The 12,938-nt window shown below is 54.9% G+C and carries 15 protein-coding genes and 1 pseudogene; 9 read left to right on the forward strand and 7 right to left on the reverse strand.

The window, feature by feature from the left end; translation table 11 throughout:
* Window positions 1–124: 124 nt before the first annotated feature.
* The 3 genes and pseudogenes from MKZ79_RS15120 to MKZ79_RS15130 all read right to left on the reverse strand — a co-directional run bounded on the left by MKZ79_RS15120 (window position 125) and on the right by MKZ79_RS15130 (window position 2,244).
* Window positions 125–310: an Ail/Lom family outer membrane beta-barrel protein gene (locus tag MKZ79_RS15120; protein ID WP_336143384.1), complete on the reverse strand. Its 186-nt coding sequence runs from the start codon at window positions 308–310 to the stop codon at window positions 125–127.
* Window positions 311–394: 84 nt separating this feature from the next.
* Window positions 395–808: pseudogene (locus MKZ79_RS15125) on the reverse strand (POTRA domain-containing protein); the annotation flags it as partial.
* A 188-nt stretch (window positions 809–996) separates the two neighbouring features.
* Window positions 997–2,244 (reverse strand): histidine-type phosphatase, encoded by a 1,248-nt coding sequence (locus tag MKZ79_RS15130; protein ID WP_336143310.1) that lies wholly within the window; start codon window positions 2,242–2,244, stop codon window positions 997–999.
* A 260-nt stretch (window positions 2,245–2,504) separates the two neighbouring features.
* On the opposite strand from MKZ79_RS15130, the gene ycgZ reads away from it, so the two are divergent.
* The 3 genes from ycgZ (at window position 2,505) to MKZ79_RS15145 (ending at window position 3,514) form a co-directional block, all read left to right on the forward strand.
* Window positions 2,505–2,750 carry a regulatory protein YcgZ gene (gene ycgZ, locus MKZ79_RS15135; protein WP_336143311.1) on the forward strand — a complete coding sequence of 82 codons (246 nt, stop codon included), beginning with the start codon at window positions 2,505–2,507 and terminating at the stop codon, window positions 2,748–2,750.
* A gap of 177 nt (window positions 2,751–2,927) precedes the next feature.
* The gene (locus tag MKZ79_RS15140; RefSeq protein WP_336143312.1) at window positions 2,928–3,221 is read left to right on the forward strand and encodes a hypothetical protein; all 294 of its coding nucleotides are present in this window, start codon (window positions 2,928–2,930) and stop codon (window positions 3,219–3,221) included.
* Window positions 3,222–3,265: 44 nt separating this feature from the next.
* Window positions 3,266–3,514, forward strand: a complete 249-nt coding sequence (locus tag MKZ79_RS15145; protein ID WP_336143313.1) for a biofilm/acid-resistance regulator YmgB/AriR — start codon at window positions 3,266–3,268, stop codon at window positions 3,512–3,514.
* Between the two features lie 474 nt (window positions 3,515–3,988).
* Here the strand turns inward: MKZ79_RS15145 and MKZ79_RS15150 are convergent, their stop codons facing one another.
* Together MKZ79_RS15150 and MKZ79_RS15155 are read right to left on the reverse strand one after the other, a co-directional pair.
* On the reverse strand, window positions 3,989–4,591 hold the full coding sequence (locus tag MKZ79_RS15150; RefSeq protein WP_125288397.1) for a peroxiredoxin C: 603 nt from the start codon (window positions 4,589–4,591) through the stop codon (window positions 3,989–3,991).
* A 178-nt stretch (window positions 4,592–4,769) separates the two neighbouring features.
* Window positions 4,770–5,351 (reverse strand): ACP phosphodiesterase, encoded by a 582-nt coding sequence (locus MKZ79_RS15155; RefSeq protein WP_336143316.1) that lies wholly within the window; start codon window positions 5,349–5,351, stop codon window positions 4,770–4,772.
* A 379-nt stretch (window positions 5,352–5,730) separates the two neighbouring features.
* Here MKZ79_RS15155 and queA point away from each other — a divergent pair, with 379 nt between their 5' ends.
* From queA to secF, 5 genes are all read left to right on the forward strand, one after another.
* On the forward strand, window positions 5,731–6,801 hold the full coding sequence (gene queA, locus MKZ79_RS15160) for a tRNA preQ1(34) S-adenosylmethionine ribosyltransferase-isomerase QueA (RefSeq protein ID WP_336143385.1): 1,071 nt from the start codon (window positions 5,731–5,733) through the stop codon (window positions 6,799–6,801).
* A gap of 91 nt (window positions 6,802–6,892) precedes the next feature.
* Window positions 6,893–8,017: a tRNA guanosine(34) transglycosylase Tgt gene (gene tgt / locus MKZ79_RS15165; RefSeq protein WP_336143317.1), complete on the forward strand. Its 1,125-nt coding sequence runs from the start codon at window positions 6,893–6,895 to the stop codon at window positions 8,015–8,017.
* A gap of 24 nt (window positions 8,018–8,041) precedes the next feature.
* Window positions 8,042–8,374 (forward strand): preprotein translocase subunit YajC, encoded by a 333-nt coding sequence (gene yajC, locus MKZ79_RS15170; protein WP_336143319.1) that lies wholly within the window; start codon window positions 8,042–8,044, stop codon window positions 8,372–8,374.
* A gap of 27 nt (window positions 8,375–8,401) precedes the next feature.
* On the forward strand, window positions 8,402–10,249 hold the full coding sequence (gene secD / locus MKZ79_RS15175; protein ID WP_336143321.1) for a protein translocase subunit SecD: 1,848 nt from the start codon (window positions 8,402–8,404) through the stop codon (window positions 10,247–10,249).
* A gap of 10 nt (window positions 10,250–10,259) precedes the next feature.
* Window positions 10,260–11,228, forward strand: coding sequence for a protein translocase subunit SecF (gene secF, locus MKZ79_RS15180; RefSeq protein ID WP_336143322.1), 969 nt, complete (start codon window positions 10,260–10,262; stop codon window positions 11,226–11,228).
* 60 nt (window positions 11,229–11,288) lie between these two features.
* Here secF and MKZ79_RS15185 read toward each other — a convergent pair whose 3' ends face one another.
* Both MKZ79_RS15185 and lysM read right to left on the reverse strand, forming a co-directional pair.
* Entirely contained in the window at window positions 11,289–11,846 is a 558-nt protein-coding gene (locus MKZ79_RS15185; RefSeq protein ID WP_336143323.1) for a DUF3251 domain-containing protein, read from the reverse strand.
* Between the two features lie 6 nt (window positions 11,847–11,852).
* Entirely contained in the window at window positions 11,853–12,293 is a 441-nt protein-coding gene (gene lysM / locus MKZ79_RS15190; protein WP_336143327.1) for a peptidoglycan-binding protein LysM, read from the reverse strand.
* A gap of 194 nt (window positions 12,294–12,487) precedes the next feature.
* Between lysM and nrdR the strand changes: the two genes are divergently transcribed.
* Window positions 12,488–12,937 (forward strand): transcriptional regulator NrdR, encoded by a 450-nt coding sequence (nrdR, locus tag MKZ79_RS15195; RefSeq protein WP_125288405.1) that lies wholly within the window; start codon window positions 12,488–12,490, stop codon window positions 12,935–12,937.
* Window position 12,938: the final 1 nt, after the last annotated feature.

A 12,938-nucleotide genomic window follows, 5' to 3' on the forward strand; every position in this document is an offset into this window, starting at 1 on the left:
ATCTTTGGATAGCGGCCTTTTTTTAAAAGAGAGAAAGCTGATATGTAATAAAGAGAAAGTAATGCCGGACATAATTTATCCGACGATAATATACATCACCGCTTTAGCTTTGAATTATCTATAGTTAAAAACTGTACCCCAGGCCGATATTAAAGCCGTTAATTGCATGGGTGCTGTCACCGCTACTCAGACGAGAGCCCTCATAGCCAATATCAATCGCCAGATACTCTACCGGGTTGAATTGTAGGCCCAGTCCGTACATTAGCGAGGCTTTGTTTTGCGATTCATCGTAATATTCACTTCCACCCAAAGTACTAACTGAAGGGCCGATGCTGGAGGAGGCGGGTTTCGGAACCGGAACGCCGGTTAACGTGCGGGTGATACCGGTACATCTGCTTTTAAGATCTTGCGTGGAAGCCAGCACGCGCGTGGTGATATAGCCATGATCGATAAGACGGTTTTGCAGCGCGCTCATCAACAGGTTAATGCCTTTGGCGCCCAGGCACTGACCTACTGCCTGGCTGGCGATGCTCTGCAAAGGTAGCCAGCGCGGCAGGCTTTCTTTTCCCTGCAGCGTTATTTTCGACAGGGGAAAGCAGGGCTGCTCTGCAGGAAAACGCAGGCGGTTCGAGCCAGCCGCGGGCGGCGCAAGCCTGACATCCGGCGCGGAAGGCGACAACTGTTGCTCCAGCGCGTTCTGACGCTGAAGGATTAAGGGTTGGTTAACGGGCGCGGCGTGAGACAAAGGTAAAATGGCAGCAGAAAACAGGGCGCAGCAAAGCTTTCTGTAAAAGCGAATTTTTAGCATTGACCTATCCTTGTCAATTAACTTAATTAGTCAGATTAATATTTATATTAAGTCTGCAGGCCTTCCGGTTGGTCTGTTATCAGGGCGGTTTGTATATTAAATAGGCTTATTCTGATTTGCAATTGGTAACGGCAAAGCGTGAATGACTCTTCTGGCCGCCTGCAGAAAATAACCAATTAAATTAAAAGTTAAGGATTCTCCTTATATTGCGTGATGCGCCGCATCGCCGCCTGATAAGGGCAAAGCGTGCCTACGCTTGTTTTTCGACAGCCGGGAAAACTTAGCTCGCTCAATAACGGCGGATTCTCTGCGGAGAGCGGCGTTAGCGAGCGCAGCTGGGCAAGGCTTTGCGCCTGAAAATAGATGCGGATATAACGCCGATCTTTATCGCGCCAGCGTTCAAATACCAGGCTGCCGCCTGGCGGAATATTGCCGTGCGGATAGTCGGCCTGCTGCCAGTGGAAATCAAGCAGCGTACGCAGCCAGGCAATATTGATATCGTGGGCGACATACAGCAGCCAGCGCACGTCCGGCGGCGCGCCGGAGGCATTGACTACAGGCGGATAACGTAATCCGGCCGCTATCTGTTCCATCAGCCGCGATGCGCCCTGTTTGGCTAATCCGGGTAGATCGTTGGTGTAATCATATTTAACGCTGAGCAGCGGCAGCAGCTTCGCCAGTTCCGTCTGGTTTTTAACCTGACCAAAAGCGATTTCGTCGAGCGGTTTATTCTCGCTCCATTCCAGGCGCAGAGTTTCCGCCATCGCGGCCAGCGTATCCAGGCCCTCTACGCCGACAGTACCGTTTGACCAGACGGCGAGCCGCCAGGATTGGCTGAAAGCGGGGCAGGGCCGCGCAGGCTGGCAAACGACCTGCTTAAGGGCGTTGATTTGCGGTTGTAACCGCTGCTGCGCCGCGGTCAGGCTGCCGCCCATTGCGCGTAGTGCTTCATGTCGATTCAGAGCGGTTTGCCGCTCGCTGGCCTTTTCTTTTGGCAGTTGAAACAGCGGATCGAAAGCGGCTTCCGAATGTATCGTTATGCTACAGCCGGGAAAGGCCGCTTCCGCCAGCGCGCGCGCCGTGGCTCTGGTACGCTGCACAGGACTGGCACGCAGGTAAAAATCCCCTTTGTTCGGGCAGCCATCCCTGAGCAAACCCATTCGACGGTAATAGCCGCTCTGATAAAGGCCCTTTAGCCAGACCGCCGTATAGCCGTGTCCGGTCAGTTCGCCATCGCGCGTTAACCAGCTGCTCCAGCTTCGGGCCGAACCTTGCTCAATAGCCCGCCGATTATCCGGCGAAGGCGGACGCACACCGTGTCGGCTCACTTCCACTACCTTCTCAAGCCGATAATCTGCGCTAGCCTGGCCTGGTAAACTAAACAGGCCGGATAAAGCGGCTAAAAGCAGAGCGGTAAAGTTGTACATCCTTAGCATCCTTGAGGTTATATCTTATATTTATCGTATTGGTGAAAATTCAGCCTGACTAAAGCGAAAAAGGGACTAACAGCGGCCGTAACGGTCGAATTTACCTCTCAAAAAGTTGTCTGGCAGAGTATTACACTGTTGACAGCACTTTTTGCTACAAGAAATCGCCCTGTACAACTTCAATATAGCTGTACACATTTGTCGAAAGTGGTTAACTTAAGCGCAGAATTATTTAAACACGTTTTAACCTACCGACTGAAGGGGGCTGTATGCGTCAGGATGGATTTAACCCGAAAACTGAAGGCGATATCAGTCGCTACTTCAGTGAAGCGATGCTGCCTTCGCAGCAAGAGACGCTGGGACAGATTGTGGTGGAAATTCTGCGTTCAGGTAAAAATATTAACCGCAAGGCGATCTGTTCGAAATTGCTGAGGCGCCTTGAGTTGGCTTCCGATGCCGGACAGGAAAAGCATTATCACGAGCTGATAGGCATGCTGTTTGGCCGTGAGGACTGAGTTTCAGAGCCTGGATAACCACTACCAGACGTTCGTAACTTTTCTGCTCGGCCCGGCCTGCTCTCCCGCCCGGTCTTTTTATCGGCGGGCTTCGGCAAGTCTGCTGTCTCCCAGGGTTGGCTACCGGGAATTGTGGCCGTTTAAACGTGTCCACATCACTGATACAGAGAAGCTGGTATGTACAGAAACGACGAAGAAAAACTGATCGATATCATCCTGGGCGAAGCCGTGCTGGCGTTGTTGAAAAGTGATGCTGCTATCAATAACGCAGCGCTGATCCGTCAGCTACAGGCGATGGCCGCCGCAGAAAAAAGCGCGGTCAGACATCGCGCCTGTAAGCAGGCCATTGTGGATGTCAGAAACAACATTACGTCTGGTAGCAATCGCTATACGCACGAGATCCGCGATATGGATAACGTGAAGCATCTTTTTACCAGCGAAGGCCCGCCGAACGGCACTAAAAAACATTGAGTCAATTCAGGTGGGATATCCCGCCCTTTATGAAGGCGAATACTATGCAGCAGCACTCTTCAGAGTCCGCGATCCTTGAGCACTTTCAGGGCGAAGGCGATTTACTGGCTCAGGAAACAAAAGTTATTGGCGCGGTGATCAGAGAGATCGTGGCAGGCGGCGGTTATGTAACCAATAAAGCGATTATCCTTAAGCTGATCGAAAAGCTGGAAAATACCTCTGATGTGGTGCAGCTGGACGTTTATCGTCAGGCGCTGGAAGTGGTTGTCGCCCGGACGCCTGATGACGCGTAAGGCGTCGACAGCAATGCGCCGGGCGGAAAGGTAGAAAGGGAAAAGCGCCAGCCTGGATGGCGGCCTGATGCCCGGTCATTGCTGTAGAACGTTAGAAAAAGGGACTAGTTGAAGCGTTCAAGTAGTGAGCGAAAAGCTCGTTGAATAGTGGCCTGCGCCTGCTGGTCGGTAGTTTGTGCGCTATAAACCTGAAGTCTTATCAGGATATTATGTCTTCCTATAGGCTCGCCGTCTGCAAGAAGCTCCGCCACGGCTCTGCCAATGAGGGCACAGATTTCTGAAGAATAAGCCTGCTCTTTATTGGGCACTTTCTTCCCTCTTTAAGCTGTACCTGGCAACAGGTTATCATAGCCCGTCATCACGGGTATACTTTCGCTGCATATTTCGCCTTTCATCCCCGCATCAATAGCTTAGATCGCATAAATTTTCCACAAAAAAAGCCCGCCGAAGCGAGCTTTATTCTGTTCGACAGGCTTACAGCTTGCCGGCGTTTTCAGACAGGTATTTAGCTACGCCGTCCGGAGAAGCGCCCATGCCTTCTTTGCCTTTTTCCCACTGAGCCGGGCACACTTCGCCGTGCTCTTCGTGGAACTGCAGCGCGTCAACCATACGCAGCATTTCGTCAACGTTACGGCCCAGCGGCAGATCGTTAACCACCTGGTGGCGAACCACACCGGCTTTGTCGATCAGGAAAGAGCCGCGCAGCGCAACGCCTGCATCCGGATGCTCGATGCCGTAGGCTTTCTGGATTTCACGCTTGATATCGGCAACCATCGCGTATTTTACTTCGCCGATGCCGCCTTTATCGATAGGGGTTTTACGCCATGCGTTGTGGACGAACTCGGAGTCGAAGGAAACGCCCACGACTTCCACGCCACGCTTCTGGAACTCTTCATAGCGCTTGTCGAAAGCGATCAGCTCAGAAGGGCAGACGAAAGTGAAGTCCATTGGCCAAAAGAACACAACGGTGGCTTTACCAGCGGTGTGTTTTTTAAAGTTAAAGTTTTCTACGATCTCACCGTTGCCCAGCACAGCTGCGGCGGTAAAATCAGGGGCTTGACGAGTTACCAGAACCATAGTCACTCCTGTAAGGATAAATTAAAGGAAACGGCCGCCAGTATAGGGGCGACGTCTGTTTGCAAACCAGCGTGAATCGCCGATTTCTCTGATAGGCTCAGCCTGTCAAAAAATGTGTTTTTCAAGGCGGCCTTCTACAATAACCTTTTCCTGCAAAAGGGCAAGCTTCCCGTTCCGGTTAAAGTGAACGATCGACAGCCTGCGCCATCATCTGCGGATAAAATTGCCAGAACAGCGCGTCGAGTAATTGATAATTATCAACAAAGTCCTGATAACAGTCCGCTAATGCCGCCAGGCGCGGGCGGCGGCTGGCCATACCGCTCAGTACATTTTGCAGATAAGGCGCCTCGGCGTACTTTTCCATCCAGCGATCGCGCCATAGCCAGCGATTCAGATTTTGAAAACGCTCCGGCGTGACCGCGAGATGCGGAACGATCGCCGTTTGCGCCTGCCGCAAAAACTCGGGCAGAGAGAGATCCGGTACAATCTTATCCCAGTGAAGCGATAAAAAATGGTCCCAAATAACGTCCAGCGCGATGGGCGATACGCGATAAGTTTCTGCGCGGAAGTAGCCGCGGGCGACGCGAACCTGCGGCAGCGCGTCGGTCATCACGTCAATACGGCGGTGCAGAAGAATGCCGGCGGCAATCTCGTCAGACCAGACGCCGCGCGGATTGCCGCGAACAAAATCAGCCATCAGATTACCGAGAGGAGAGCTGTGGGCCAGCCGCGCCAGATGAAGGTGTGCAAGATAGTTCATGGCGCCAGTATACCGTCTTCTCCCTTGACTTCACATCGGCGTTAGCGGCGTTCCCTCACCCGAATCACTTATCTGAATAAGCTCATCGGGATTCACTCTCTTGCTGCCTTGCTGTGAAGCCAATGGCTTTGACGGGTCTTCTCCCTTGACTTCACATCGGCGTTAGCGGCGTTCCCTCACCCGAATCACTTATCTGAATAAGCTCATCGGGATTCACTCTCTTGCTGCCTTGCTGTGAAGCCAATGGCTTTGACGGGTCTTCTCCTTTGACTTCACATCGGCGTTAGCGGGCGTTTAACCGATAGATGCGGCGAATGGTTCAGAATTGGCGGGTTTTCAGCTAGAATGTGCGCCCTGATTTCCCTGACTGTGAATGACCATGCGCGTTGCCGATTTTTCTTTTGAGTTACCCGAATCTTTGATTGCCCACTATCCGCAGGCTCAGCGCAGCGGATGCCGTCTGCTTTCCCTGAATGGGCCAGACGGCACGCTGACTCACGGGGTCTTCACCGATTTACTGGATCTGCTCAATCCGGGCGACCTGCTGGTTTTCAACAACACGCGCGTTATTCCGGCGCGCGTCTTTGGTCGTAAGGCCAGCGGCGGAAAAATCGAGGTGCTGGTGGAGCGTATGCTGGACGAGCATCGCGTGCTGGCGCATATCCGCGCCTCGAAAGCGCCTAAACCCGGCGCGGAGCTGCTGCTTGGCGACGACGAGAGCGTAAAAGCGACGATGGTCGCTCGCCACGACGCGCTGTTTGAGCTGCATTTCGACGACGAACGCGCGGTGCTGGATATCCTGGAAGCCGTTGGCCATATGCCGCTGCCGCCCTATATCGATCGTCCTGACGAAGAGGCGGATCGCGAACTCTATCAGACCGTCTACAGCGAGCGTCCCGGCGCGGTAGCCGCGCCGACGGCCGGTCTTCACTTCGACGAGCCGATGCTGGAAGCGCTGCGGGCGAAAGGCATCGAAACCGCTTTCGTGACGCTGCATGTTGGCGCTGGCACTTTCCAGCCGGTACGCGTGGAAAGCATCGAAGATCATATTATGCACGCCGAATACGCCGAAGTGCCGCAGGAAGTGGTGGACGCGGTGCTGGCCTGTAAAGCGCGCGGCAACCGCGTCGTCGCTGTCGGCACAACCTCTGTGCGTTCGCTGGAGAGCGCGGCGGCGGCGGCGAAAGATGCGTTAATCGCGCCGTTTTTCGACGACACCAAAATTTTTATCTATCCCGGCTATGAGTATCAGGTTATTGATGCGCTGGTGACTAATTTCCATTTGCCGGAATCGACGCTGATTATGCTGGTTTCCGCTTTCGCGGGTTATCGCCACACCATGCACGCTTATCAGCAGGCGGTGGCGGAGAAATATCGCTTTTTCAGCTACGGCGACGCAATGTTTATCACCCGCAATCCGCAGGCGGTAAACGAACAGGTCGGCGAATAAATTCTCGCGGTCGGCCTGGCCCGGCCGCTATGCTCACCGCTTTCGGGCGGTGGTTAACTAATCATCAGACTGTTTCTCTGGTGGAGGCAACGTGAAGTTTGAATTAGATACTACTGACGGGCGCGCGCGTCGCGGTCGTCTGGTTTTTGAGCGCGGCGTGGTGGAAACCCCGGCGTTTATGCCTGTCGGCACCTACGGCACGGTAAAAGGGATGACGCCGGAGGAAGTTCAGGATACCGGCGCGCAGATTATTCTCGGCAACACTTTCCATCTGTGGCTGCGTCCGGGTCAGGAGATCATGAAGCTGCACGGCGATCTGCACGACTTTATGCAGTGGAAAGGGCCAATCCTGACCGATTCCGGCGGCTTCCAGGTTTTCAGCCTGGGCGATATCCGTAAAATCACCGAAGCGGGCGTACACTTCCGCAATCCGATCAATGGCGACAAGATCTTCCTCGATCCGGAAAAATCTATGGAGATCCAGTTCGATCTCGGTTCCGATATCGTGATGATCTTCGACGAGTGTACGCCGTATCCCGCCGACTGGGATTACGCTAAACGCTCAATGGAAATGTCGCTGCGCTGGGCGCAGCGTAGCCGCGACCGCTTTGATTCACTGGGTAATAAAAATGCGCTGTTCGGCATTATTCAGGGCGGCGTTTACGAAGATTTACGAGATGTCTCCGTCAAAGGGCTGGTAGAGATCGGCTTTGATGGTTACGCTGTGGGCGGCCTGGCGGTCGGCGAGCCGAAAGAGGATATGCACCGCATCCTGGAGCATGTCTGCCCGCAGATCCCCGAGGACAAACCGCGCTACCTGATGGGCGTCGGCAAGCCGGAAGATCTGGTTGAAGGCGTGCGTCGCGGCATTGATATGTTCGACTGTGTTATGCCTACTCGCAACGCCCGCAACGGCCATCTGTTCGTCACCGACGGCGTGGTGAAAATCCGCAACGCGAAATATAAAGACGATACGGCGCCGCTGGATGCGGAGTGCGATTGCTATACGTGCCGCAACTATAGCCGCGCTTACCTTTATCATCTCGATCGTTGCAACGAAATACTGGGCGCTCGTCTCAACACTATTCATAACCTGCGTTATTACCAGCGCCTGATGGCCGGTTTACGCCAGGCTATCGAAGAGGGTAAATTAGAGCACTTTGTTAGCGAATTCTATGCGCGGACGGGCAAAGCGGTTCCGCCGTTAAACGTCTGATAATCAATCAATGAGGGAAAATTAATGAGCTTGTTCATTTCTGACGCAGTGGCCGCCGCTGGGGCTCCAGCACAGGGAAGCCCGTATTCGCTGGTAATTATGCTGGTGGTGTTCGGCCTGATCTTCTATTTCATGATCCTGCGCCCACAGCAAAAACGCGCGAAAGAGCATAAGAAACTGATGGATTCCATCTCCAAAGGCGACGAAGTGCTGACCACCGGCGGTCTGGTTGGACGCGTAACCAAAGTGGCGGAAACCGGCTATGTGGCTATCGCGCTGAACGAGACGACGGAAGTCGTGGTTAAACGTGATTTCGTGGCTGCCGTTCTGCCGAAAGGTACGATGAAGGCGCTGTAATTTTTTGTTTTCCCTAAGGGAACTGCCGTGTTAAACCGTTATCCTTTGTGGAAGTACATCATGCTGATCGTCGTGCTAATCGTCGGTCTGCTCTATGCGCTTCCCAACCTGTATGGTGAGGATCCGGCTGTTCAGGTCACCGGCGCGCGCGGAAGCGCCGCCAGTGAGCAGACGCTGAATCAGATCCAGAGTGCTTTAAAAGAAGAGAACATCCAGAGCAAATCAATTGCGCTGGAAAACGGCGCTATTATGGCGCGCTTCGCCAACGGCGACGTGCAGCTGCGCGCTCGCGACACTATCAGCAAAGTGCTGGGCGAAGACTACGTAGTGGCGCTCAACCTGGCTCCCGCCACGCCAACCTGGCTGAGCATGCTGGCCGCAGAGCCGATGAAGCTCGGTCTTGACCTGCGCGGCGGCGTACACTTCCTGATGGAAGTCGATATGGATACCGCTCTCGGCAAGCTTCAGGAGCAGAATATCGACAACCTGCGCAGCGATCTGCGCGACAAAAGCATCCCCTATACCAACGTGCGTAAGACCGATAACTACGGTCTGGAAATTCGTTTCCGCGACGCACAGGCGCGCGACAACGCCGTCAGCTATCTGACCGGCCGCTATCGCGATCTGGTGATCAGCGCCAGCGGCAGCAACCTGCTGCGCGCGGTGATGACCGATGAACGTCTGCGTGAAGCGCGCGAATATGCGGTGCAGCAGAACATCACCATCCTGCGCAACCGTGTCAATCAGCTGGGCGTCGCCGAGCCGCTGGTGCAGCGTCAGGGTTCCGATCGCATCGTGGTTGAACTGCCGGGTATCCAGGATACGGCGCGGGCGAAAGAGATTCTGGGCGCAACCGCCACGCTGGAATTCCGTCTGGTGAACACTTCCGTCGATCCGACCGCCGCCGCCAATGGCCGCGTGCCGGGCGATTCCGAAGTGAAAAATACCCGCGACGGCCAGCCGGTAACGCTGTATAAGCGCGTGATCCTGACCGGTGACCATATCACGGACTCCACGTCGAGCATGGATGAGTACAACCAGGCGCAGGTGAACATTTCGCTGGACAGCGCCGGCGGCAACATCATGTCCAACTTCACCAAGGATAATATCGGCAAGCCGATGGCAACGCTGTTTGTCGAATATAAAGACAGCGGCAAGAAAGACGCCAACGGTCGCGCTATCCTGGCGAAGCAGGAAGAGGTGATTAACGTCGCTAACATCCAGTCACGACTGGGCAACAGCTTCCGCATCACCGGCATCAGCAATCCAAACGAAGCTCGTCAGCTCTCGCTGCTGCTGCGTGCGGGCGCGCTGATTGCGCCAATCCAGATCGTGGAAGAGCGCACCATCGGCCCGACCATGGGTGCGCAGAACATCACTCAGGGTCTGGAAGCCTGCCTGTGGGGCCTGATCGCTTCTATCGTCTTTATGGTGGTTTACTACCGTAAGTTCGGCGTGATTGCGACCACCGCGCTGGTGGCGAACCTGGTGCTGATCGTGGGCATTATGTCGCTGCTGCCGGGCGCCACGCTGACCATGCCGGGTATCGCCGGTATCGTGCTGACGCTGGCGGTGGCGGTCGACGCCAACGTGCTGATCAACGAGCGTATCAAAGAAGAGCTGAAGAACGGGCGTTCCGTGCAGCAGGCGATTCATGAGGGCTACAGCGGCGCGTTCTCCAGTATTATCGACGCCAACGTCACCACGCTGATCACGGCTATTATCCTTTACGCCGTCGGAACGGGATCCATTAAAGGCTTCGCTATCACCACGGCAATCGGTGTAGTGACCTCTATGTTTACCGCTATTGTCGGTACCCGCGCCATCGTCAACCTGCTGTACGGCGGTAAACGCATCAACAAGCTGTCTATTTGAGGAGTGCGTTGTGGCACAGGACTATAGCGTTGAACAATTGAACTACGGCCGTAAAGTCCATGACTTTATGCGCTGGGACAAGCTGGCCTTTACCCTTTCCGGCCTGCTGCTGATCGCTTCTTTTGTGATCATGGGCGTAAAAGGGTTTAACTGGGGTCTTGATTTTACCGGCGGTACGGTAATTGAAATTTCTCTGGAGAAACCGGCCGAGCTGGATAACCTGCGCGGCGCGCTGGAAAAAGCGGGCTTTACCGATCCGCAGGTGCAGAACTTCGGCAGCAGCCGCGACGTGCTGGTGCGGATGTCGCCGCATGAAGGCAACGCGGGCCAGGAGCTGGGCAACAAGGTGGTCAGCGTCATCAATCAGGCGACGGCACAGAACGGCACCGTGAAGCGCATTGAGTTTGTCGGCCCGAGCGTCGGCAGCGATCTGGCGCAAACCGGCGGCATGGCGCTGCTGGTAGCGCTGATCGCCATCCTGGTGTATGTCGGTTTCCGCTTTGAGTGGCGACTGGCGTTAGGTGCCGTGCTGGCGCTGGCGCACGACGTGATAATCACTATGGGTATTCTCTCGCTGTTCCATATCGAGGTTGACCTGACCATTGTCGCGTCGCTGATGTCGGTTATCGGCTACTCGCTGAACGACAGCATCGTGGTATCGGACCGTATTCGTGAGAACTTCCGCAAGATCCGTCGCGGTACGCCTTACGAGATCTTCAACGTCTCGCTGACGCAGACGCTGAGCCGTACCATTATGACTTCCGCGACCACGCTGGTGGTGGTGCTGATGCTGTTTATCTTTGGCGGCGCGCTGCTGGAAGGCTTCTCGCTGACCATGCTGATCGGCGTTTCCATCGGTACGATTTCATCTATCTATGTGGCCTCGGCGCTGGCGCTGAAGCTGGGGATGAAGCGCGAGCATCTGATTCAGCAGAAAGTGGAGAAAGAGGGCGCCGATCAGCCTTCGATTCTGCCTTAAGCTTTTCGCTGCATAAAAAAGCGCCGCATTTGCGGCGCTTTTTTTATGGCTGAAACGTTATTACGGCGCTGGCGCGCTCTGCGCGACCAGATCGTGTACGCGCACATAGCCAAGCTGCTCCGGCGGCAGGTTGCTCAGGCGCAGCGGCACCGTCACTTCACTACGCGGCAGGAGCGAGGCGGCCACGCTAAAGCTCTGGCTCTGGCTGCTGACCTGCAGCGGTTTGCCCGTAGTGGGATCCAGTTCGCCCCATTCTACCGTCGCGGTAAACGCCGGCAGGCTGTTGTCCGCCGCCGAGCGAATGTGCAGAATCGCTCGTGTGCCGTTGGCTTCGCTTTCGACATGGCTGAGCGACAGTCTGACCTCGCCCAATTGGCTCTGCAGCGGCACGGCCGTATTAGCGACCGGCAGCAGCCACGCGCCCTGAGTGGAGCTGCTGTTCAGCCCATTCTGCCGGGTTAGCGCGGTTGCCTGCTCGGTCAGCTGCTCTACCTGCGTATTGAGCTTGCCAACCTGATTATGCAGCTTCACGATCTGCGGCTTCTGCTGCGATGAAGCGCAGCTCGCCAGCAAAACGATAAGAGGCAGCAGCGCTGCCTTTTTCAGGAGTTTCTTCACGGGCGCCTACTGCGGAATACGTAAAGTCTGGCCCGGATAGATCTTGTTCGGGTCGGAAAGCATCGGCTTGTTGGCTTCGAAAATCTGCTGATACTTGTTCGCATCGCCATAGACTTCTTTGGAGATGGCGCTCAGCGTATCGCCTTTTTTCACCGTATAGAATTTCGCTTCCGTACCGGCCTGTTCGACCTTAACATTATCTTCCACATGGGTGATGCCGGCCACGTTGCCTGCCGCGACCAGGATCTTTTCCTTCAGCTCCTGAGAAATGCTGTCGCCGCTGATGCTGGCTTTGTCGCCGTCCACCTTCACGTCAACCTTGTCGCTGCCTGGCAGGCCCAGTTTATGGATATACTCTTTCAGCTTCGCGCTCTGGTCCTCGCCAGCGCCGCTCACCGAATCCCATAACTTCTCGCCAGCTTCTTTTACAAAGTTAAATAAACCCATATCTCCTCCGTCTAATCCCTGTTTTGAGAAAAAATTACGCTCGCGCGTTTTGTGAGTATAGCGGAAGAACGAGACGCTGGCCGACTCGCTGTTGTGCGAACCGCCTGAAAAGCCAAAGAAGGAGAGCCCGATATTTTGTTGCCCGCCACTTCGCGCTACACTGTGCACACTTTTCCAGACCATCAGGAAGCATCATGCATTGCCCGTTCTGTTCCGCTGTGGATACTAAAGTCATCGACTCCCGCCTGGTTGGCGAAGGAACCTCGGTGCGCCGTCGCCGTCAGTGCCTGGTGTGCCATGAGCGTTTCACCACTTTTGAAGTTGCCGAACTGGTGATGCCGCGCGTGGTAAAAAGCAACGATATCCGCGAGCCTTTCAACGAGGACAAGCTCTGCAGCGGCATTATGAAAGCGCTGGAGAAACGGCCGGTCAGCTCGGACGACGTGGAAAACGCCGTCAGCCATATTAAAAGCAAGCTGCGTTCCACTGGCGAACGGGAAGTGCCCAGTAAAATGATCGGCAACCTGGTGATGGATGAACTGAAAAAGCTGGATAAGGTCGCCTATATCCGCTTCGCCTCGGTTTACCGCAGCTTTGAAGATATCCGCGAATTCGGCGAAGAGATCGCCCGCTTACAGGATTAAG

Origin of the sequence: Erwinia sp. CGal63 (assembly GCF_037026505.1) — a bacterium.
Taxonomy (GTDB): Bacteria; Pseudomonadota; Gammaproteobacteria; order Enterobacterales; family Enterobacteriaceae; genus Erwinia.

Coding starts and splice junctions, on each gene's coding strand:
- yajC (WP_336143319.1), top strand. CDS start 8,042: ATGAGCTTGTTCATTTCTGACGCAGTGGCCGCCGCTGGGGCTCCAGCA.
- ycgZ (WP_336143311.1), top strand. CDS start 2,505: ATGCGTCAGGATGGATTTAACCCGAAAACTGAAGGCGATATCAGTCGC.
- MKZ79_RS15155 (WP_336143316.1), bottom strand. CDS start 5,351: ATGAACTATCTTGCACACCTTCATCTGGCGCGGCTGGCCCACAGCTCT.
- MKZ79_RS15145 (WP_336143313.1), top strand. CDS start 3,266: ATGCAGCAGCACTCTTCAGAGTCCGCGATCCTTGAGCACTTTCAGGGC.
- MKZ79_RS15130 (WP_336143310.1), bottom strand. CDS start 2,244: ATGCTAAGGATGTACAACTTTACCGCTCTGCTTTTAGCCGCTTTATCC.
- nrdR (WP_125288405.1), top strand. CDS start 12,488: ATGCATTGCCCGTTCTGTTCCGCTGTGGATACTAAAGTCATCGACTCC.
- MKZ79_RS15140 (WP_336143312.1), top strand. CDS start 2,928: ATGTACAGAAACGACGAAGAAAAACTGATCGATATCATCCTGGGCGAA.
- MKZ79_RS15150 (WP_125288397.1), bottom strand. CDS start 4,591: ATGGTTCTGGTAACTCGTCAAGCCCCTGATTTTACCGCCGCAGCTGTG.
- lysM (WP_336143327.1), bottom strand. CDS start 12,293: ATGGGTTTATTTAACTTTGTAAAAGAAGCTGGCGAGAAGTTATGGGAT.
- queA (WP_336143385.1), top strand. CDS start 5,731: ATGCGCGTTGCCGATTTTTCTTTTGAGTTACCCGAATCTTTGATTGCC.